The sequence below is a fragment of the Streptomyces lacaronensis genome (assembly GCF_047337785.1).
In the GTDB taxonomy this organism is placed as follows: Bacteria; Actinomycetota; Actinomycetes; order Streptomycetales; family Streptomycetaceae; genus Streptomyces; species Streptomyces lycopersici.
In genome coordinates this window covers 9,756,608-9,778,689 of sequence record NZ_JBLHDK010000003.1, presented here as the reverse complement: position 1 = coordinate 9,778,689, position 22,082 = coordinate 9,756,608, and the positions used below count along the sequence as shown (strand labels likewise).

Genomic DNA, 22,082 nt, shown 5'->3' with positions numbered 1-22,082 from the left:
CAGGACGCGAGCGCCTGCGGGGTTTCCCGGCCCGGTGGCCTACTCCGCTTCGCCGGGTCGGCGGTATCCGCTTTCGATGAGGTCGCGCAGGCGGCCGAGCGATTCTTCGTCGGTAGCTCCGGTGCCCATCAGCCAGGCGACGGAACACGCGGCAAGGAACAGATCGAACCCCGTCACCGAGGGCCGTGCGCACCCCGCGTGCTGGGCGGCCCTCACGTACTCGTCCGTCGTGGCGATGAGGATGTCGCAGGGCAGAGTCAGCGGATTGCCCGGCTCCTGTGCCTTCGCCGCGGCCATCAGCGGTTCCGGCAGCCCACTGAAGGCGCTGAAGTACTCCTCCAACGCGCGCAGCCACTGCCGCAGCCCCTCGGCCGCGTCGCCGACCCGGGCGATCTCCGCCCGGCGGGCGAGCAACTCGTCCGAACGCGTCTGCAGCACCGCCGCCAGCAGCGCCTCCCGGGTCGGGAAGTGCCGGTACAGCGTCGCAGGCCCGACCCCGGCCTCCTTGGCGACCGCCTCCAGCGACGTACCTACGCCGTACCGCAGGAAGTGGCGCTGCGCCGCTTCCAGGAGGGCGGCCCGGTTGCGCATGACGTCCGCACGCGGCTTGCGCCCGTGCCGGCCATCGACATCCATGCGTACTCCCCGTTCCCCGCCGGCTCAGCGAAACGAACACTGCCTCCGTATTGGCGCCAGCGTAAAACGGAGGCAGCATCCGGTCAACTCGACCACACTCCGCTCCGCGGCTTCCCGGTCAGGAGGTGCGGTGATCGACGCCATCAACGTGGTCGACCTCGACCACTGTCTCCTCAAGCCGTGGAACCCGCCGGAGGAGCATCTCCTTCGCAGTGCGGGACATTCTCACCCGGGAGCCTCGCGCCCTGTCGCCGGCTGCCGGCCGACGGGCCGGAGGGGTCGGCTGCTCGCCGCCGCCGGGCTCACAGCCACCCAGGTGCCGCTGGTGGTCACCGCCGACGGGACGGCCTTGGTCCGACCGACAGAGGCGGAGCTCGCCGCCCATGTCGGGCTTGAGCACCGCGCCCGCCGCCGAGCTCTACGACCTCGTGGTCGGCCCGGCACCAGGCGGGTGAAGGTCGGCACGGAGATTCTCAGCACCCGGGAAGTGGTGGCACTGGAGCCGGCCGGGTCCACGCGGGTACAGCCAGGAACCGCCGATCCATGGATAAACCTTCCCCTCCCGCCCCTGCGCGGGCGCCCCTACGGTCGAGGCCGCGGGCGCTCATCGGCCCGCCGTAACGAAGGAGCGCGACCCCATGAAGATGACCGGCAACACGATTCTGATCACCGGCGGAACCTCGGGCATCGGGCTTGGCCTGGCCCTGCGTCTGCACGAGGCCGGCAACAAGGTGATCGTCGCCGGCCGGCGCAAGGAACTCCTGGACGAGATCACGGCCGAGCACCCGGGCATCGACGCGCTCGTCCTCGATGTCGCGGACCCCGACTCGATTGCCCGGGCCCGTGAGACCGTGGCAGCGAGCCGCCCGGAGCTGAACGTCCTGGTCAACAACGCCGGCATCATGCAGTGGGAGAACCTCCTCGACCCGGCCGGACTCCAGGTCGCCGAGGATCACGTCGCGACCAATCTGCTCGGCACGATCCGGATGACGTACGCCTTCCTGCCGCTGCTGGTGGGCAAGGACGACGCGGCCGTCATGAACGTCACCTCCGCGCTGGCGTTCGTACCGTTCCCGAGCACCCCGGCCTACAGCGCGACCAAGGCCGCGCTGCACTCCTTCTCCGAGAGCCTGCGCATCCAGCTCGCCGGTGCTGACGCCGGCGTCCAGGTGATCGAGGTGGTCCCGCCAGGCGTGCGCACGACCCTGCTGGGCCAGCAGGACGACGACCACGCCATGCCGTTGGACGACTTCCTCACCGAGACCCTCGATCTGCTGCGCCAGAAGCCCGACGCGAAGGAACTTGTCGTCGAGCGCGCCAGGATCATGCGCGACGCGGAGGCCAACGGCTCCTACGACAACGTCCTCGCCATGCTCAGCAGCTTCTGACGACCGGCTCCGTCCCGAGCGCCGCCGACGGGCGGCGAGTGTCCCAGCGGGTCATGCGGGTCGAGTGATCATCGGGTGGTCTCGCCGCGAGCGCCCTCGCCGTCGGCCCCATGAGCGGCTTCAGGCGGGCGGGAGAGGAGTGCTCAGCCATGGATCGGCGGTCTCTGGATAGTCGGGCGGGATGCGACGAGGATGGAGGCATGGACAAGAAGGACCTGGCGGCATTCCTGCGCCGCCGGCGTGAGACGCTGCGCCCCCGCGACGTCGGCCTGGTCGACGGGGCGCGCAGGCGTACGCAGGGGCTGCGCCGCGAGGAGGTCGCGCAGCTCGCCGGCATGTCCACCGACTACTACGCCCGGCTGGAACAGCAGCGTGCTCCGCAGCCCTCCGTCCAGATCACCACGGCTCTCGCCCGGGCGCTGCGGCTGACCCTGGACGAACGCGACCATCTCTTCGTCCTCATCGGCCACAACGCCCCGGCCCGCTTCCAGCGCTCCGAACATGTCAGCCCGACGCTGATGCGGGTCCTGGACCGCCTGGACGACTCCCCGGCCCTGGTGCAGACCGACCTGGTCGACACTCTCGCGATGAACCCGCTGGCCGTCGCGCTGCTCGGCGACCAGACCCGCCACACCGGTCTGGCCCGCAGCGGCTACTACCGCTGGTTCATGGACCCGGCGGAGCGTCTGATGGTTCCCGAAGAGGCACGCGAACGCCACGGCCGCGCCCAGGCAGCACGCCTGCGGGCCGCGCTGACGGCCGGCAGCGACACCCCCCGAGCCGCCCGGATCCTCGCCGAGCTCCAGGAACGCAGCCCCGAGTTCGTCCGCATGTGGGAACTTCAGGAGGTCGCCCAGCGCTACGACGACTGCAAGATCATCCTCCATCCCGAACTCGGTCGCATCGACGTCGACGCCCAGGTCCTGTTCACCGAGAACCGCGCCCAGACCCTGGTGGTGCTGACCACTCGCCCCGGTACGGAGAGCCACAGCAAGCTCGGACTGCTCTCCGTCATCGGGCACCAGCGGCTCACCCCCTGACGTCCTGGACCGGGGGACGGGTCCGGGCTCGGCTCCGCGAGTCAGCCGCCGGACCAGGTCGTCGTGACGCTTGCCTCGGGCGCACCCCCGCGGTGAGCCTGAAACATCGACACCAGGATCGACGACGTCACATACTGACCTCGTCGAAATCTGACAACGGGGCCTTCTGCGTCCGGACCTTCCAGGACGGCGACTTCTGCCGCAATCACGATGAGGAATCGCAGTGAACGCACCTACGTCGCCGACCGTTTGGGTGACCGGCGAGACCGTCGACGGCCGGTACCGGGTGATCGGCGAGCTTGGCCGGGGCGGGATGGGCGTCGTGCACCGGGTACGGCATCTCGCCTGGGGCATCGACATGGCGGTGAAGAGTTCGCGGCCCGAGCTGTTCCGGAGCCCCGGCGATCAGGAGCTGTTCGTCAGGGAGGCCGAGGCGTGGGTGTCCCTCGGGCTCCATCCCAACGTCTGCGCCTGCCATTACGTGCGGGTGATCGACGGTATCCCCCGCGTGTTCGCCGAGTACGTCGACGGCGGCAGCCTGGCCGAGTGGATCGGCGACGGGCGCCTCCACGCCGGGGATGCGCGGCAGGCCCTCGCCCGTGTTCTCGACACGGCAGTCCAAACGGCCCGTGGGCTCGAGCACGCCCATAGCAGAGACCTGGTGCACCAGGACGTGAAGCCGGCCAACATTCTGCTCGACGGCACGGGCGCCGCGAAGATCACCGACTTCGGTCTCGCCCGGTCCAAGGCCGCCACGGCCCCGGCTGACCTCCAAGCGGCGCCCGGTCTCAGCGTGTTGGTGCCGTCCGGCGGCATGACGGTCGGCTACGCGTCCCCGGAGCAGCTCGCGGGTGAGCACGTCGGGCGGCGCAGCGATGTCTACAGTTTCGCGGTCTCGGTCCTGGAGATGTTCACCGGCGGTGTGCGTTGGGCGGCTGGTTCGGTCGCGGGTCTCGCGCTGGAGGAATACCTGGCCGATCCCTCGAATCCGGTCGCGGCGCCGCCGGAAGTCGCCCACCTGCTCCGGCGCTGCCTGCGGCAGCACCCGGCCCACCGGCCGGCCTCGATGGCGGACATCGCGGATGTACTGACCGGGATCTACGAGCAGGCGACCGGCTCGGCGTATCCGCGTCCCGCGTCGCAGGCCGCCGATCTGCGCGCCGACGAGCTCAACAACCGTGGCCTGTCGCTCCTCGACCTGGACCGGGCCGCCGACGCCGAGCATGCCTTCGACCAGGCGCTCGCGGTCGACCCGCACCACGTCGGGGCCGTGTACAACGGTGGCCTGTTCCGGTGGCGTACGGGGGCGATCACCGATGGGGAACTCGTCGCCCGGTTGGAGGCGATCCCGCGCGGCTCCGGCGCGTCCTCCTGGCAGGTGCGGCTGTTTCTGGCCCGGGTCCACCTCGAACGCGGCGACCTCGCGGCGGCACGCGACCTGCTCGACGCCCTCGCGCGCGAACGGCCCGACGACACCGACGTACGGGCGGCGCTGCGGGTGGCGGCCTCCGGAACCGTGGCCGATGCCCGCCACACCGGCACCCGCGAGTTCCGCGAGCCGTTCGCGCTGCCGTTCGCGCCGGTGGAACTGCTCGCCCGGCACGAGGTGATGGGCCACCTGCCGATCCGGTTCACTCCCGACGGACGCCTCGCGCTGAGCGGCCACTGGGACGGCGTGCTGCGGCTGTGGTCCACGGCGACCCGCGCACAGCGGTTGGCGGTCAAGGGCCACCGCACGCAGGTGCTCGGCGTCGACCTCACCCCTGACGGCTCGTACGCACTGTCCACGAGCCGCGACGGCACGGTGCAGTTCTGGGATCTTGAGGAGGGCAGGTGTACCCGCGTCATTCCCTCCGCCGCACGCCCCACGGGGTGCCCGGTCAGGTTGAGCGCCGACGGGCGCATCGGTGTGTGGCAGGGCATGGACGGGCGCGTCCAGGTCTGGGAACCGCGGACCGGGACCTGCCAATGGTTGCTCGGGGAAGCATTCAAGGCCAACTACCTGGACGGCGCCCAGTACGAGGTGAGCGCCGACGGGCGCCATGTGCTCACCGCCGAGGAGGACGGGGCGCGGCTGTGGAGCGTGGCCGATGGCCGGTGCCGGGTACTGGCCGCCGGCTCGGCGACGCATGCGCTGTGCTTCAGTCCCGACGGGCGGATGGTCGCGGTGGCCGGCGAGGACCGGGTGATCCGGTTGTGGGATGTGGGGGACGGCCAGCGGGTCCGTACGATGCGTACGTTGACGGGACTGACCGCCGCGGCCAGTCACCTGGCCTTCGCCGACAGTGGGCGGCTGCTGCTGTCCGGAACGACCGGCGACCACACCGTTCAGCTCTGGGAGCTGAGCAGCGGCCGGTGTCTGCGGACCTTCACCACCCACGCGTACGGAATGCACCACGTCGGATTCCCCGACAGCGACGACCGGTTCGGCGCTTCCGTCGGCGGGCATCCCGAACTGCCCATGCATCGCTGGCGGTTGCCCGATACCGCATACGCCGCCGAGTCGCATGTGATCAAGCCGCGCGAGTACGCGGAGGTCAGCCGACTCGGCGGACTGGCCGAGGAACTGCTCACCGAAGCACGCCAGGCGATGTCGAACGGCCGACACCGGTCGGCCTTCGCCCTGCTGACCCGCGCACGGGAGATACCCGGATACGAGCGCGCCCCCCAGGTGCTGGCCGCCTGGCACGAACTGGGCCGCTCGGCGCGCCACGTACGGCTGCGCTCCGCCTGGTCGCGGCCACTGGACGCCGGCCACCTCTCCTACGGCGCCATCACGGCGATCGGTGTCGCCGCGGGTGTCCGGCTCGCCGTCAGCGGACAGAGCGACGGCACCGTACGGATCTGGGATCTGGACAGCGGCGCGTGCACGCACGTCCTCGACGATCACCCGGGCAGGGTGGGCGGGGTGGCGTTGAGCGACGACGGTCGGCACGTCCTGTGCGAGGGCACCAAGCCACTCGCGATCATTCGGCGGCGACTGGCGGACGGCGAGTGCCATCGGCTGACTCCGGACTGGGACATGAGGCGGACCATCATGTTCACCGGCGACGGAAGGTACGCCTGGCTCGGCGGCGGCGACGGTGTCCTGCGCCGATGGGACCTGGACGACGACCGCTGCGTCACGACGATCACCCGGAACGGCCCGGTCAACGTGATCTCCACGTCCGCGGACGGACGGCTCGCGGCGGTCGGTGACTCAGGCGGCGTGGTCCGGCTGCGGGATCTCGACACCGGAGCCTGCCTGCGGACCTGGACCGGCCCCCGGGAACCGATCCTGTCGGCGTGCCTGAGCGCCGACGGCCGCCTGGCCATGTCCACACACCAGGTCATGTCCTCGGGCGCCGAGGACGAACCGATCCGGCTGTGGGACGCCGGTTCCGGGCGGTCCGTACGCGAGTTCACGGGGCACGAGGGCTGGGTCTCCGCCGTGCGGTTCACACCCGACGCCCGGTTCGCCTTCTCGGCCGGCCACGACAGATCCGTACGGATGTGGGAGGTCGCCACCGGCCGATGCCTGCACGTGCTCGAAGGGCACCAACAACGCATCCGGCACCTCGAACTCACCCCCGACCTGCGCAACTTGGTCTCGGCGGGAGACGACGGCATCCGGCTCTGGGACCTCGACTGGGAGCTGGCGGCCAACTGAGCGGAGCGGGATGCGTAACCGTCCGACGCCGCAGACGGCACGCTCACGTTCACCGTCTCGTCCCCCGAAGCTCTTCCCCTACGCACAAGGAGACGATCCTCCGTGACGCCCTCGGCCGCCATCACGCTCACCCTCGTCGAGGGCCGGGTCAAGCCCGGCGCGTACGTCTTCGAAGAGCGCACCACCTGCGTCCTCGGCCGCTCCACCGACTGTTCGCCACGACTACCGGACGACTCCGACCACAAGACCGTCTCCCGCCACCACTGCCTGCTCGACATCAACCCGCCGGACATCCGCATCCGCGACTTCGGCAGCCTCAACGGCACGTACGTCAACGGCGAGAAGATCGGCCAGCGGCGCCGCGGCCTCACCCCCGAGGAGGCCGCCGCGGACTCCTACCCCGAGCACGACCTCAAGGACGGCGACCGGATCCGCCTCGGTGACACCGTGTTCCGCGTCGACATCACTCGGCCGCAGGTCGCCACGGTGAGGCTCGCGCGCTGCGCCAAGTGCGAGCGCGAGCTGGGCGACGAGACGGGCGGCCGCACCGGCGAGTTGTTGTGCGCCGCCTGTCAGGCCCGGCCCGACGCCGTGCTCAAGCTGCTGCTCGAGCTGGCGCACGGCGGCCGCGCCGACCTCAAGGCCATCCGCGGCTACTCGGTGATCCGGGAGCTCGGCCGTGGTGGGATGGGCGCGGTGTACCTGGCCCGGCACGAGGCCACCGGCGTCGAGGTGGCGCTGAAGGTGATGCTGCCGAAGGTGGCGGCGAGCGAGACGGCGCGCGCCCGGTTCCTGCGCGAGGTGGCGCTCACCCGGGCGATGAAGCACCCGCACATAGCCGCGCTGCACGACGCGGGCTTCGGATACGGAACCTTCTATCTGACAACCGAGTTCTGCACCGACGGCAGCCTGGACCGACTCGTCGCCGAACGCGGCGGGCGACTCCCCGTCGAGGAAGCGGTGCCCATCGCGGTGCAGGCGCTCAAGGGCCTGGAACACGCGCACGGGCAGGGCGTCGTCCACCGCGACCTGAGCCCCTCCAACATCCTGCTGCACCGGGAGACCGACGGCTCGACGACGGCGAAGATCGCGGACTTCGGCATCGGAAAAGCCTTTGACCAGGCGGGCCTGAGCGGGCTGACACGCACCGGCACCACAGCGGGCAAACCGATGTTCATGCCGCGCCAACAGGTCATCGACTTCCGCAAGGCCACCCCCGCCGTGGACGTCTGGGCATTTGCCGCCTGCATCTACCACACGCTGACCGGAAGGACCCCGCGCGAATTCCCGCGCGCCAAGGACCCCTGGCAGGTCGTCCTGCAGGAGCCGGCGATCCCGATCCGCCGCCGCGACCCGGCCATCCCACGACGCCTCGCGGAGGTCATCGACACGGCGCTGCGGGAGCACCCCGAGATCGGCTGCGCGAGCGCGGCGGAGCTGCGCGGGGCGCTGGAGCGGGCCGGACGGTGAGCCCGGGGGTTCGCCCTGCGTCTGCCGAACGCGCTAAGGGAGTTCGAGCGGTTTTACATCCTGGGCGCCACCGCATATCCGGCCGCGGAGAAGCTGTTCCTCTCATTCCAGCCCGGTGAGCCAGTCGGTGATGTGGCCGGCTGCGGCGGAGGCGTGCTGGCTGACGAGGGTGAAGTGGTTGCCCGCGGTGGTGAGGGTGGTGGTGATGTGGGGAAGGGCCGTCTGCCAGTCGTGCGGCACCGGGTCCGCCCCGTCTGACGCGGGGAGCGGGTCCGAGGCGCGCAGCAGCAGGGTCGGGAAGGGAATGGGTGCGGGGGTCCAGGTGTGGATGAGCTGTTCCATCCAGGCGTAGGCGGACAGGTCGGTGGCGGTGAAGCCGTCGGCGTGGTGCTCGCGCTCGTACAGGCCGTGCCACAGGTGGGGTTGGAGTGCGCGGGCGGCAGGGGATTCCAGGATGTAGGTGTCCAGGAGGACGACGGCCCGCACCGGCGTTCCGTGGTCCGCGAGATGGCGGGCGGTCTCGTGAGCGAGGATGCCGCCGGATGAGGTGCCCAGGAGGATCACCGGGTCGGTGGTGTCACCGCCGGTGCTCGCGGTCACGGCTTGGGCCAGCCCTTCGACGAGGGCTTCGCGGGTGGCGGGCAGTGCCTCGTCGGTGCGGAAGCCGGGGGGCGTCAGGCACGAGACGTCCCAGGTGTCGGGGAGCACTTGGGCCAGGGTGAAGTAGGTGTCGGGTCCGGTCAGGGGCACGATGGGGGCCACGCAGATCAGACGGGTGTGTGACGTGCCGGTGGTGAGCCGGTCCAGGGTGGACGGGATGGGCCCGGCGCTCTTGGGCCGGAGGGCGGCGAGGTCGAGCAGCAGGGTTCTGGCCTCGTTCCGGCGGCCCGTCCGCACGGCGTCGCGGTGGAGGCGGGCGACCAGGTCGGTCGTCGGGGCCGCGCCGGTGCCGTGGTCCCCGGCCGGCGCCGCGGCGAGGTGGTCGAGGAGGTGGCCGGCCAGGTCGGCCGGGGTGGGGTGGGTGAGGACGACGGTGCTGGGCAGTGTCGTGCCCGTCGCGGCGGCAAGCCGGTTGCGCAGATCGATGGCGGCGAGCGAGTCCATGCCGTTGTCGCGGAAGGCGGAGTGTTCCTCGATCGCCTCGCCGGATGAGTGGCCGAGGGCCACCGCGGCCTCGCTCCGCACCAGGTCGAGGAGGAGCCGCCGCGCTTCCGCGGGCGGCAGGCTCCGCAGCCGTGCCGTGAAGTCGCGCTGTCCGCTCGTGGGTTCGGGCTCGGTGAGCTTGGCTGCCTCGGGCAGCTCGCTGAAGAATGGGCGGGGCGCGGCCTCGGTGATGACGGGGAGATAGCGGTCCCAGTCGATGTCGGCGACCGTCAGCGCGGTCTCCCGTTCATGCAGCGCCTGGGCGAGCGCGGCCAGGGCCAGGTCGCCGTCGAGGAAGGACATCCCGCTGCGCAGGAGTTGCTCGCGGTCGTGCTCGCTCATCCGCCCGCGCGCCTCCTCCCAGGGGCTGAAGGCGATCGCCGTCGCGCGGGCCCCCCGGGCGCGGCGCTGGGAGGCCAGCGCTTCCAGATACGCGTTGGCCGCCGCCTGTGCCGCGTGGTGGCCGATGCCCCAGACGCCGGAGATCGAGGAGAACAGCACGAAGGCGTCCAGGCCGGTGTCGTCGAGCAGTTGGTCGAGGTGCGCGGCGCCCGCCACCTTCGTGTGCAGCGCCTCGGCGAAGTGGTCGGGGCCCGCCGTGGAGAGCGGTCCCAGCGGGCTCGTCCCCGCCGTGTGCACGACCGCGCGTACCGGATGGCCTTCTGCCGAGAGCCGGTCGAGTACCCCGGCCACGGCCTCCCTGTCGGTCAGCTCGCACCGCACCACCTCGGCGGTCGTCCCCTGCGCGGTCAGCTCCGCCACCAGTTCGGCCGCGCCCGGTGCCCCGGGGCCACGCCGGTTCATCAGCACCAGGTGCTCCGCGCCCTGGTGGGCCAGCCATCGGGCGACCCGGCTGCCCAGCGCCCCGGTGCCGCCGGTGACCAGGATCGTGCCACGGGGCGCCCAGGTGCCGGGCGAGTCGGCTCGTGCCGGTGCCCGTACCAGCCGCCGGACGAGGACGCCCGAGGAGCGCACCGCTGCCTGGTCCTCCCCCAGGTCCGCCGAGAGCAGCGCGGCGAACCGCCCGGCCGCCTCGGGGTCGAGGCGCTCCGGGAGGTCGGCCGGCCCGCCGCGCAGCGACGGTGCCTCCAGGGCCGCGGTCCTGGCGAGTCCGAGAACCATCGCCTGCCGCGGGTCGCGGACCGGGTCGGCCGGGCCGGTGGAGACCGCGCCGCGGGTCACCGTCCACAGCGGCACCTCGGCCCCGGCCGCCATCAGCGCCTGGACCAGCGACACGCTGAGGGCCAGACCGGCGGGCAGCGCGGGTTCGCCGCTGTCCGCCCCCTCGGCCGCCGCGAGCAGCGACACCACTCCGGCCACCCGGTCGAGGCCGACGTCGGCGAGCTGTGCGGCCATCGACTGTGGGCCGGTGCGGGCCCCGTCGAGCACCACACGGCGCGCCTGGGCGCCGTGTGCGCTCAGCGCGGCCACCACGTCCGTGTCGTCGATGGAGTCGGTGGTGAGTACCAGCCAGGTTCCGGTCAGTGAGGGGCCGGCGGGGACGCGCAGGGATGTCCACACCGTCCGGTAGCGCCGCAGGTCGGCCAGCGTGTGCTGGTCCTGCCGCCTGCGCCACGCCGACAGCGCGGGGAGCACCGAGTCGAGCGCGCCCTTGCCCTCGGGTTCGAGGCCGATCAGCGTGGCGACCGCGGCGCTGTCTCCCTGGTCCACGGCGGTCCACAGCGGCTCGTCGGCGCCTTCGGCGGTGCCGGCCGGCGAGGTGGACGGGGCGGGCGGGGCGATCCAGTACGACTCGTGCTGGAAGGCGTAGGTGGGCAGGTCCACCGTGCGGCCGCCGGGGAGCACCCTGGTCCAGTCGACGGGCACGCCGTGGGCGTACGCCTCCCCGAGCGAGCGCAGGACCCGGACCCATCCGCCGTCGTCCCGGCGCAGGGTGCCCAAGGTGACCGCCGGGCTGCCCGCGTTCTCGATGAGCTCGCTGGTGCCGACCGCGAGCGCCGGATGCGGGCCGACCTCGATCATGACCCCGTAGCCCTCGCGCAGGAGACCCGTCATCGTCTCGGCGAAGGACACGGTCTGCCGCAGGTTCCGGCACCAGTACCCGGCGTCCAGCTCTTCGGTGTCGAGACGGCCCCCGGTCACCGTGGAGTAGAACGGCACCTCCGACGGGCGGGGCCGCACCGGGGCCAGCAGCTCCAGCAACTCGGCCTCGATCTCGTCGATATGCGCCGAGTGGGCGGCGAAGTCCACCCCGGCCAGCCGCCATCGCATGATCCTGGCGGCGGACAGACCGCGCTCGACCTGGTCGAGAGCGGCCGGATCGCCGGAGAGCGTCACCGTCTTCGGTCCGTTGACCGCGGCGATCGACACCGCGCCGGACACCTCGTCCAGCAACTCCCGGATCCGCTCCGGCGATGCCATCGCCGACATCATCGCGCCGCGTCCGGACAGGCGCTCGTGGATGAGCCGGCTGCGCAGCGCCACCACGCGGGCGCCGTCGTCCAGCGACAGCCCGCCGCTGACGCAGGCGGCGGCGACCTCGCCCTGGGAGTGGCCTACGACGGCAGCGGGCTCGACGCCGAACGAGCGCCACAGGGCGGCGAGCGAGACCATGACCGTCCACAGCACGGGCTGCAGCACATCGGGGCGCTTCTCGATCGGCGGAGCGCCGGGCTCGCCGAGGATCACCTCGGTGGGCGACCAGTCGAGGTACGGGGCCAGGGCCGCCTCGCAGTCGGCGACGCGCTCGGCGAAGACGGGGGAGGCATCGAGCAGTTCGGCCGCCATCCCGGCCCACGCCGCGTCCTGCCCGGGGAAGACGAAGACCACCGGGCCGCGCTCGGGCGCCGTCCCGCGCACCGCTCCGGGATCCGAGGTGCCCTCGGCCAGGGCCGCCAGGCTTCCGCGCAGCGCCGCGGGGTCCTCGCCGACCAGCACCGCCCGATGCTCGAACGCGGCACGGGTCGTGGCCAGGGAATGCCCGATGTCCACCGGGTGCGCCCCCGGGTGGGCGTCCAGATGTGCGAGCAGTTTCGCGGCCTGGGCACGCAGCGCTCCGGCCGACTTGCCCGCGAGCGGCCATGCCACCGGCCCGTCCCACACCGGATCCGGGGCCGGGCCGGTGGGCGCCGGGGCCTGCTCCAGTACGGCGTGGGCGTTGGTCCCGCTCATGCCGAACGCGGAGACCGCGGCCCGCCGCGGACGGCCGAGGTCGGGCCACGGTGCCGCCTCGGTCAGCAGCTCGACCGCGCCCGAGTCCCAGGCGATACGGGAGGACGGCTCGGCGGCGTGCAGCGTCTTCGGCAGCCGGCCGTGGCGCAGCGCCATCACCATCTTGATGACACCCGCGACACCGGCGGCCACCTGGGTGTGTCCGATGTTGGACTTGACCGAGCCGACCAGCAGCGGCGGGTTGCCGCCCCGGTCCTGGCCGTAGGTGGCCAGCAGCGCGTGCGCTTCGATCGGATCGCCCAGTGCGGTGCCGGTTCCGTGTGCCTCGACCACGTCGACGTCGGACGCCGAAAGACCGCTGTTGGCGAGGGCTTGGCGGATGACCCGCTGCTGCGCCGGCCCGCTCGGCGCGGTCAGCCCGTTGGAGGCGCCGTCGGAGTTCACCGCCGACCCGCGGACCACGGCCAGCACCTGATGGCCGTTCCGGACCGCGTCCGAGAGCCTCTCCAGCACCAGGAGACCGGCGCCTTCGGCGATGCCCATGCCGTCCGCCGATTCGGCGAACGCCTTGCAACGTCCGTCGGGCGCCATGACCCGGTGCCTGCTCAGCGAGATCAGAAGGTCGGGGCCGGTCAGCACCGTGGCACCACCCGCGAGGGCCAGGGTGCTCTCCCCCGAACGCAGCGACTGGCACGCCATGTGCAACGCGACCAGGGACGCCGAGCAGGCGGTGTCCACCGTCACGGTCGGCCCGTGGAGGTCGAACAGATAGGCCAGACGGCCCGAGAGCACGCCGGGGATCGTGCCGGTGAGCTGGTATCCGTCGGAGTCCGCCGACACCCCCGTGCCGTACTGCTGCGCGGTCGCCGAGACGAAGGTGCCGGTCATGCTGGACCGCAGGGACGCGGGGTCGATCCCGGCGCGTTCGAACGCCTCCCAGGTGAGCTCCAGCAGCATCCGCTGCTGCGGGTCCATCGAGACCGCCTCACGCGGGGAGATGCCGAAGAACGCGGCGTCGAACTCGGCCGCGCCGTCGACAAAGCCCCCCGCCGCCGAGTAGGTCGTGCCCGTCCGCTCCGGATCGGGGTGGTACGCGCCCGGGTCCCAGCCACGGTCGGCGGGCAGCGCGGAGATGGCGTCCGTGCCCTCGGTCAGCAACTCCCACAGTTGCTCGGGCGAGCGCACCCCGCCGGGAAAACGGCAGCTCATTCCGATGATCGCGATCGGCTCCGGATCGGCTGCCCCGGCTGCCGGGCCGCCTGCCGTGATCGGGGCCGGTACGGCGCTCTTCCGCCGCTCGTCGGCCTCGCCGCCCAGCTCGGTCCACAGATGACCGGCCAGGGCCTCCGGCGTCGGGTGGTCGTAGATCAGGGTCGAGGGCAGGCTCAGGCCCGTCCGCTTCCGCAGGCTGTTGCGCAACTGGCCGGCGGTCAGGGAGTCGAAGCCCATGTCCTTGAACGTCCGCCCGCCCCCGGCCGCCACCGGATCCACGACCCCGAGCACCGAACCCACCTGCTCACGCACCAGCTGGAGCAGGGTGTCCCGGGCCCGGTCGGCCGTCAGCCCGGTCAGCAGGCCGGAGCCGCCACCGGTGGCGGCGGCCCGGCGGACGGCGCCGGTGGGGACCAGGCCACGGAGGACGGCGGGCACGGTGCCGCGCGCCCGCAGGGCGGCCCGGTCGACGCGGGCGGCGAGGACGGACGCCTCGCCCACCGCGCCCGCGGTGTCGAAGCAGGCCAGTCCCTGGTCGACGGTGAGCGTCGGCAGCCCGGCCCCGGCGATCCTGCGCAGCTGGGCGGCGCTCAGCCCGGCGGACATACCGCCGCTCTGCGGCCAAGGTCCCCAGCCGATGGACAGGCCGGCGAGCCCCTCCGCGGTCCGCCGCCGCGCCAGCGCGTCCAGGAACGCGTTGGCCGCGGTGTAACCGGCCTGCCCCGCGTTGCCGAGGACACCGAACACCGAGGAGAACATCACGAACGCGGTCAGACCGTGGTCACGGGTCAGTTCGTGCAGATGCCAGGCACCGTCCAGTTTCGGACGGAAGACCGTGTCCAGCCGGTCCGGGGTCAGTGCCCCGATCAACCCGTCGTCGAGGACACCGGCGGCGTGCACCACACCGGTCAGGGGGTGCTCGGCCGGGATCGCCGCCAGCAGGGCGGCCAAATCCGCGCGGTCGGAGACGTCGCAGGCGGCGGCGGTCACCCGCGCGCCCTGCCCGGCCAGTTCGGCCATCAGTGCGTCGGCGCCCTCGCTGTCGGCGCCGCGACAGCCGACGAGCACCAGGTGGCGCACCCCGTGCGCGGTGACCAGGTGCCGGGCCACCAGCGCGCCGAGACCGCCGAGACCGCCGGTGACCAGCACGGTGCCGTCACCGCCCCATACGGTGCCCGGCGCGGACGGGTCCGGGGCGTCGGCGGAAACCAGCCGAGGCATCAGCAACTCGCCCGCGCGCACGGCCAGTTCGGGCTCGTCGCAGTCCAGCGCCGCGCGCAGTGTCCCGGCGGCGGCCGACAGCGGATCCCCGGTGTCCGCGGGGTCCAGGTCGAGCAGGACGAACCGGTCGGGGCTCTCCTGCCGGGCCGACCGCACCAGCCCCCACACCGCGGCCGCCACCACGTCAGGGGCCGTGCCGGCGGCGGTGGCCACCGCGCCACGGGTCACGAACACCACCCGGGCGGGCCGGCTCCCGCCGGTCTCGTCCGCGTCGTCGTCGTTCAGGTGATGCCGCAGCGTGTCGAGCACGGACGCGGTGACCGCACGGACCGCCTCCGGCACCGGCACACCGGCCAGCGCCGCGACCGGGACCAGCACCGCCTCCCCGGCGCTCACGGGGTCGTGCCCACCGGTGTCCGGCACCGGGGCGGGCAGCCAGTCCAGGCGCAGCAGCGGCCGCGCCGCCATGGCCCCCGAGGTGTGGACGTCCGGCGTACGCAGCGTCAGCGCGCGCGCCGACACCACCGGATGGCCCTCGGTGTCCACCGCGCTCAGCGTGACCGTGTCCTCGTCCGTCGCGCGCATCCGCACCCGCAGCACCGACGCGCCCACGGCGTGCAGGGCCACCCCGGACCAGGTCGACACCTCGGACCGAGCCGACGCCGGCCGCCCGCCGTTGGGGCCGTTGGGGCCGTCGAGCCCGGTCGACGACGCGATGTGCAGCGCCGCGTCCAGCAGCGCGGGGTGGAGGCGGAAGGCATCGGCCTCGTGGGCGATGTGCTCGGGGAGGACGACCTCGGCCAGCACCTCGTCCCCGGCCCTCCAGACCGCCCGGACGGCCCGGAACGCCGGTCCGTAGGCGAGCCCGGCCTCGCGCCGCCGCTCATAGAAGCCGTCGAGGTCGACGGGTACGGCGTCCACGGGCGGCCACGCCGACCCGGCACCGGCACCGGCACCGGCACCGGGCGTGCCCGGCGCGAGCATGCCGGTGGCGTGCCGCGTCCATGGCGCGTCCGGCGTGTCGGCGGGCCGCGCGTAGATGCCCAGGGTGCGTCGGCCGCCGTCGCCGGGGCCACCGAGCGCGACCTGGATCCGCACACCGTCGTCCTGTCCGGGCAGCACCAGCGGGGCGTCCAGGGTGAGTTCCTCGACGAGACCACAGCCGACCTCGTCGCCCGCGCGCACCGCCAGCTCGACGAATCCGGCGCCGGGGAAGGTCATGTGCCCGGCGATCACATGGTCGGCCAGCCACGGCCGCGCCGCCACCGACAGCAGGCCGGTGCACAGCAGACCACCGGTCTCGGGCAACTCCACGACCGCGCCGAGCAGCGGATGCTCCACACCGCCGAGCCCCGCCGGGACCGCGCCCGCCGAGGCGTTGCCGATGGGCGCGGTCCAGTACCGCTCCCGCTGGAACGCGTAGGTGGGCAGCGCGACCCGGCGCGCGCCGGTCCCGGTGAACACTTCGGCCCACCGGACCGGTACGCCCCGCACATACAGCCGGGCGGCCGCCGCCAGCGCGGTGGACTCCTCGCCACGGTCCTTGCCCAGCAGCGGCACGGCCTCCACGCGCGCCACATCGGGCAGGGCGTCCTGCGCCAGCACCGACAGCGTGGCGTCCGGGCCCAGTTCGAGGAAGGTGTGCGCGCCGGCCCGCGCCGCGGCGCCGACCGCGTCGGCGAACCGCACCGTCAGCGTGACGTGCCGCACCCAGTAGTCGGGGGTACGGATCCGCTCCGCGGCGATCCGCTCACCGGTGACGGTCGAGACGATCGGGATGCGCGGCTCGCCGAAGGCCAGGCCCTCGACGACCGCCCGGAAGCCGTCCAGCATCGGTGTCATCAGCGGGGAGTGGAAGGCGTGACTGACCCGCAGCCGGGTGGCCTTGCGGCCGTCGGCCGCGAACCGGTCCGCGATGGCCTCGACCGCGTCGGCCTCCCCGGACACCACCACCGCCTCGGGGCCGTTGACCGCGGCGAGTCCCACGCGGTCCTCGGAGCCGGTGAGCAGCGCCGCCGCCTCGTCCTCGGTGGCCCGCAGCGCGACCATGGCGCCGCCTTCGGGCAGCGCCTGCATCAGCCGTCCGCGGGCGGCGACGAGTGTGCACGCGTCGGGCAGGGACAGCACCCCGGCCACATGGGCCGCCGCGATCTCGCCGACCGAATGCCCGACCAGCAGATCCGGCGCCGTCCCCCACGACTCCACCAGCCGGTACAGGGCCACTTCCAGGGCGAACAGCGCGGGCTGGGCGTACTCGGTGCGGTTCAGCAGCTCCGCGTCGTCGCCGAACACCGCCTTGCGCAGCGGCCGTTCCAGCTCGCCGTCCAGCAGCGCGCAGACCTCGTCCCACGCGGCCGCGAACACCGGGAACCGGCTGTGCAGTTCGCGCCCCATGCCCAGCCGCTGGGCGCCCTGGCCGGCGAAGAGCAGCGCCAGCGGGCCGGGGTCGCCCGCCATGCCCTCGGCCACCTTCACGGGCCGCGCGTCGCCGTCCGGCGTGCGGTCCGCCGCGGCCAGGAGGACCGCTCGATGCTCCAGCTCGGAGCGGGTCGTCGCCAGCGAATAGCCGATGTCCGCGGCCGCCGCGCCGGTATGGGTCACGAACGCGGCCAGCCGGTCCAGTTGCGCCTCCAGCGCCGACTCGCTACGAGCCGACACCGGCCACGGCACCACGTCCGGCCCGGCCTGTGCCCGCGGCGCGCCCGAGGGCCGCTCGGCGGTCTCATCGGGCTCCTCCCGCGGCGGCTGCTCGATGATCACGTGCGCGTTGGTGCCGCTGATCCCGAACGACGACACGCCCGCGCGGCGGGGCCGCTCGACCGGTGGCCACAGGGTGGGCCCGGTGAGCAGTTCCACCGCGCCGGCCGACCAGTCCACCCGCGACGACGGCGCGTCCACATGCAATGTGCGCGGCAGTACGCCGTGCCGCATCGCCAGGATCATCTTGATGACGCCCGCGACACCGGCGGCGGCCTGCGTATGCCCGATATTGGACTTGAGCGACCCCAGCAGCAGCGGACGGTCCGGGTCCCGGTCCTGCCCGTAGGCGGCGAGCAGCGCCTGGGCCTCGATCGGGTCACCCAGCCGGGTGCCGGTCCCGTGGCCCTCCACCGCGTCCACGTCCGACGGGACCAGTCCGGCACCGGCCAGGGCCTGGCCGATCACCTGCCGCTGCGAGATTCCGCTGGGCGCGGTCAGGCCGTTCGACGCACCGTCGGAGTTGACCGCGGAGCCGCGCAGTACGGCCAGCACCCGGTGGCCGGCCCGGGTCGCGTCCGAGAGCCGTTCCAGCACCAGGACGCCCACGCCCTCGGACCAGCCGGTGCCGTCCGCGGCCTCCGCGTACGCCTTGCAGCGGCCGTCGGGCGACAGGCCGCCCTGCCGGGCGAACTCCACGAAGATGCCGGGCTCCGACATGACGGTGACACCGCCGGCCAGCGCCAGGGAGCACTCGCCGTTGCGCAGCGCCTGCGCCGCCAGGTGCATCGCCACCAGCGACGACGAGCACGCCGTGTCCACGGTCAGCGCGGGCCCGCGCAGCCCCAGGGCGTAGGCGATCCGGCCGGACAGCACGCTCGGCGAGGTGCCGGTGAGCAGATATCCCTCCGCGGCGCCGGAGCCGTCCTTGAGTCGCGGACCGTAGTCCTGGGCCATCGCACCCATGAACACGCCGGTCCGGCTGCCGTGCAGGGACGACGGGGCGATCTCGGCCCGTTCGACCGCCTCCCAGCTCATCTCCAGCGCCAGCCGCTGCTGGGGGTCCATGGCTTCCGCCTCACGCGGCGAGATCCCGAACAGCGCCGCGTCGAACCGGTCCGCGTCGTAGAGGAATCCGCCCGGCCTGCCGGTCGCCGTCATCTCCGGCGCCCATCCCCGGTTGGCGGGCATGCCGGAGACGGCGTCCACTTCGCCCGACACCAGATCCCACAGTCCCTCCGGCGAGTGCACCCCGCCCGGGTAGCGGCAGGCCATGCCCACGATCACCACCGGGTCGTCCACCGGTACGGCGCGGGGCGCCTGCGAGGCGCCGCCGGTCGGCGGGCCGGTGAGCTCCGTGGCCAGATGGTCCGCGCACGCGTCGGGGGTGGGATGGTCGAACAGCACGGTGTGGGGCAGCCGCAGCCCGGTCGCGGCCTTCAGCCGGGTCGCCAGCTCCACCGTCATCGCCGAGTCGAAGCCCAGCTCCTTGAAGGACCGCGCCGGGTTCACCCGCTCCGCGGAGGCGAAACCCAGCACCACGGCCGTCTCCGTGCGCACCAGCCGCCCCAGGCCGGGGCGGGTCCACGCACTGCCGGATTCCGCACGCTCCGGCGCCGGTTCCCGGTCGGTGGCGTGTCCGGTCACGGCCGCCGGAACGGCCGGAGCCGCGTCCGGCGCCGCGGCGCCCCCGGCGGGCTCCGGGAGCCAGTAGCGCTCCCGCTGGAATCCGTACGTCGGCAGGGCCACCCGCCGGGGGTCGGCCCCGGCGAACGGCCGCGCCCAGTCGACCGGCACCCCGCGGACGTACACCTCGGCCAGACAGCTCAGGAACCGATCCATCCCGCCCAGTTCCCGCCGCAGTGTGCCGACGGCGATCGCCCGGACGTCGGCCGCGTCGATGGCCTCCTGCACCGAGGGGGTCAGCACCGGGTGGGAGCTGACCTCGACGAAGACCCGGTGGCCCGCTCCGAGCAGCGCCCGGACGGCCGGTTCGAAGGCGACGGTCTGCCGCAGATTGCGGTACCAGTACCCGGCGTCCATACCGGTGGTGTCCAGCCACTCGCCGGTCACCGTGGAGAAGAACGGCACCTCGGCCCGGCGCGGGGCGATGCCCTCCAGCGCGGCCGACATCTCCTCGCGCACCCGCTCCACCTGCGCCGAGTGCGAGGCGTAGTCCACCGCGACCCGCCGCACCCGCACATCCGCGCCCGCGAGTTCCTCGAACAGCCCGTCCAGCGCCTCCAGTTCGCCGGAGACCACCACCGAGCCGGGCCCGTTCACCGCCGCGATGGACACCCGGCCGTCCCAGCGGCCCAGCCGCGCCTCGGCCTCGGCCCGCGGCAGCGCCACCGACAGCATGCCGCCCGCCCCCGAGAGGCGGCGTGCGATGGCCTGGCTGCGCAGCGCCACCACGCGGGCCGCGTCCTCCAGCGACAGCGCACCGGACACGCACGCCGCCGCGATCTCCCCCTGTGAATGGCCCAGCACCGCGTCCGGGACCACCCCGTGCGCCCGCCACACCGCCGCGAGGGAGACCATCACCGCCCAGGAGGCGGGCTGGACCACATCGACCCGTTCCAACGACGGGGCGCCCTCGGCCTGCCGCAGCACCTCCGGCAGCGACCAGTCCACATGGGGCGCGAGCGCGGCCGCGCACTCGGCCAGCCGCTCGGCGAAGACCGGGGACTCCGCCATCAACCGGACGCCCATGCCCGCCCATTGCGAACCCTGGCCGGGGAAGACGAACACCGTCCGGCCCTCGACGTCGGCCACTCCCCGCACCACGCCCGGCGCGGACTCGCCCTCGGCCAGCGCCGCCAGCGCGCCCAGGGCCTCCGGCCGGTCCGGCGCGAGGACGACGGCGCGGTGGTCGAACGCGGTTCGGGTGGTGGCCAGCGAGAAGCCCACGTCCACCGGATCGAGCCGCTCGTTCTGTGCCAGATGGGAGGCGAGGCGGGCGGCCTGCGCGCGCAGCGCGTCCCGGGTCCGGCCCGACAGCGGCCACGGCACGTCGCCACCCGCCACCAGGGCGCCGTCCACCGCGCCCGCGCCCGGGTCCGCGGGCGGATCCTCGGGCGTCGGCTGGGTGGCGGACACCACCAGATGGCAGTTGGTGCCGCCCATGCCGAACGACGAGACTCCGGCCAGGGCGCGGCCGGCGCGGTAGGGCCACGGGCGGGTGGCTGACACCACGTCCAGGTGCCACTCGTCGAAGCGGATCCGCGGATTGGGCCGCTCGAAGTTCAGGCTGGCCGGCAGCTCGCCGTTCCGCAGCGACAGCACGACCTTCAGGAGGCCCACGATGCCCGCCGCGCCCTCCAGGTGCCCCACGTTCGTCTTGGCCGAGCCGACCAGCAGCGGACTGTCCGCGGCACGGTCCGCTCCGTACACCGCGCCGAGCGCCTCCGCCTCCACCGGATCGCCCACCCGGGTGCCGGTGCCGTGCAGCTCCACATACTGGACCGCCGCCGGGTCGACCCCGGCACGTCGGCACGCCGCCGCCAGCACCGCCCCCTGCCCTTCGGGATCGGGGGTGGTCAGGCCCGCGCCGGGGCCGTCGTTGCCCACCGCGCTGCCTTCGATGACGCAGTAGATCTCGTCCCCGTCGGCCAGCGCCCTCGCCAGTGGCTTGAGCAGCACCATCCCCGCGCCCTCACCGCGGACATACCCGTTGGCGCGCTCGTCGAAGGTGAAGCAGCGGCCGTCCGGGGACAGTGCGCCGAGCCGGGCCGCCGCCAGCGCGCTGTCCCGCACCAGGTTGAGGTGCACACCGCCGGCCAGCGCCATGGCCGACTCCCCGCGCCGCAGGCTCTCGCAGGCCAGATGCACCGCGACCAGCGACGACGACTGCCCGGTGTCCACCACCAGGCTCGGTCCCCGCAGACCCAGGAAGTAGGACACCCGGTTCGCGATCACGCTGCGGTTCAGTCCGGTCAGGGTGTGATGAGCGATCGCCGCGGGTCCCCTGCGCCGGTCCAGTACGCCGTAGTCGTCCGCGGTCACCCCGATGAACACGCCGGTGTCGTCGCCCCGTACCCCGGCCGGCAAGACGCCCGCGTCCTCCAGGACCTCCCAGCCCAGCTCCAGCGCGAGCCGCTGCTGTGGGTCCATCGCCCGCGCCTCACGCGGCGAGATCCCGAAGAACTCGGGGTCGAAACGGTCGACTTCGTCCAGGAAGGCGCCCCACCCGGTCTCGCCGGAGTCCGCCGCCGCGTCGTCGCTCCAGCGGCCCGGGGGCACCTGTGACACCGCGCTCATCCCGCCGGTCAACAACTGCCAGAACCGCGCGGGATCCTGCGCGGACGGCAGCCGGCAGGACAGCCCCACTACCGCGATGGCGGTGTCCTGCTGCTGGGTTCGGCCAGCGGATATGGACTCAGGTCGGCTCACGGTGCCGCTCCCCCCTCGTCGTCCTCACGGGCTGGGCAGGAGAAGGCAAGTGTTGGCACACGCCGGGTCTCCGAGAATCCGGCGACACCGGATTGCCGTTTC

At 73.3% G+C, this 22,082-nt stretch carries 6 protein-coding genes and 1 pseudogene; 5 read left to right on the top strand and 2 right to left on the bottom strand.

Annotated features, from left to right (window positions below; all coding sequences use genetic code 11):
- Positions 1–39: 39 nt before the first annotated feature.
- Positions 40–636 carry a TetR/AcrR family transcriptional regulator gene (locus tag ACMTAK_RS42620; protein WP_413811084.1) on the bottom strand — a complete coding sequence of 199 codons (597 nt, stop codon included), beginning with the start codon at positions 634–636 and terminating at the stop codon, positions 40–42.
- A gap of 127 nt (positions 637–763) precedes the next feature.
- On the opposite strand from ACMTAK_RS42620, the pseudogene ACMTAK_RS42615 reads away from it, so the two are divergent.
- The 5 genes and pseudogenes from ACMTAK_RS42615 to ACMTAK_RS42595 form a co-directional block, all read left to right on the top strand.
- Positions 764–1,079: pseudogene (locus ACMTAK_RS42615) on the top strand (fused response regulator/thioredoxin-disulfide reductase); the annotation flags it as partial.
- A 195-nt stretch (positions 1,080–1,274) separates the two neighbouring features.
- Positions 1,275–2,024 carry an SDR family oxidoreductase gene (locus ACMTAK_RS42610; RefSeq protein WP_413811083.1) on the top strand — a complete coding sequence of 250 codons (750 nt, stop codon included), beginning with the start codon at positions 1,275–1,277 and terminating at the stop codon, positions 2,022–2,024.
- A gap of 200 nt (positions 2,025–2,224) precedes the next feature.
- A complete protein-coding gene (locus tag ACMTAK_RS42605; RefSeq protein WP_413811082.1) occupies positions 2,225–3,064 on the top strand; it encodes a helix-turn-helix transcriptional regulator in 840 nt (279 codons plus the stop codon).
- 223 nt (positions 3,065–3,287) lie between these two features.
- Positions 3,288–6,713, top strand: coding sequence for a protein kinase domain-containing protein (locus ACMTAK_RS42600; protein WP_413811081.1), 3,426 nt, complete (start codon positions 3,288–3,290; stop codon positions 6,711–6,713).
- Between the two features lie 102 nt (positions 6,714–6,815).
- A complete protein-coding gene (locus tag ACMTAK_RS42595; RefSeq protein WP_413811080.1) occupies positions 6,816–8,183 on the top strand; it encodes a protein kinase domain-containing protein in 1,368 nt (455 codons plus the stop codon).
- 102 nt (positions 8,184–8,285) lie between these two features.
- Here ACMTAK_RS42595 and ACMTAK_RS42590 read toward each other — a convergent pair whose 3' ends face one another.
- Entirely contained in the window at positions 8,286–21,980 is a 13,695-nt protein-coding gene (locus ACMTAK_RS42590; RefSeq protein WP_413811079.1) for a type I polyketide synthase, read from the bottom strand.
- Positions 21,981–22,082: the final 102 nt, after the last annotated feature.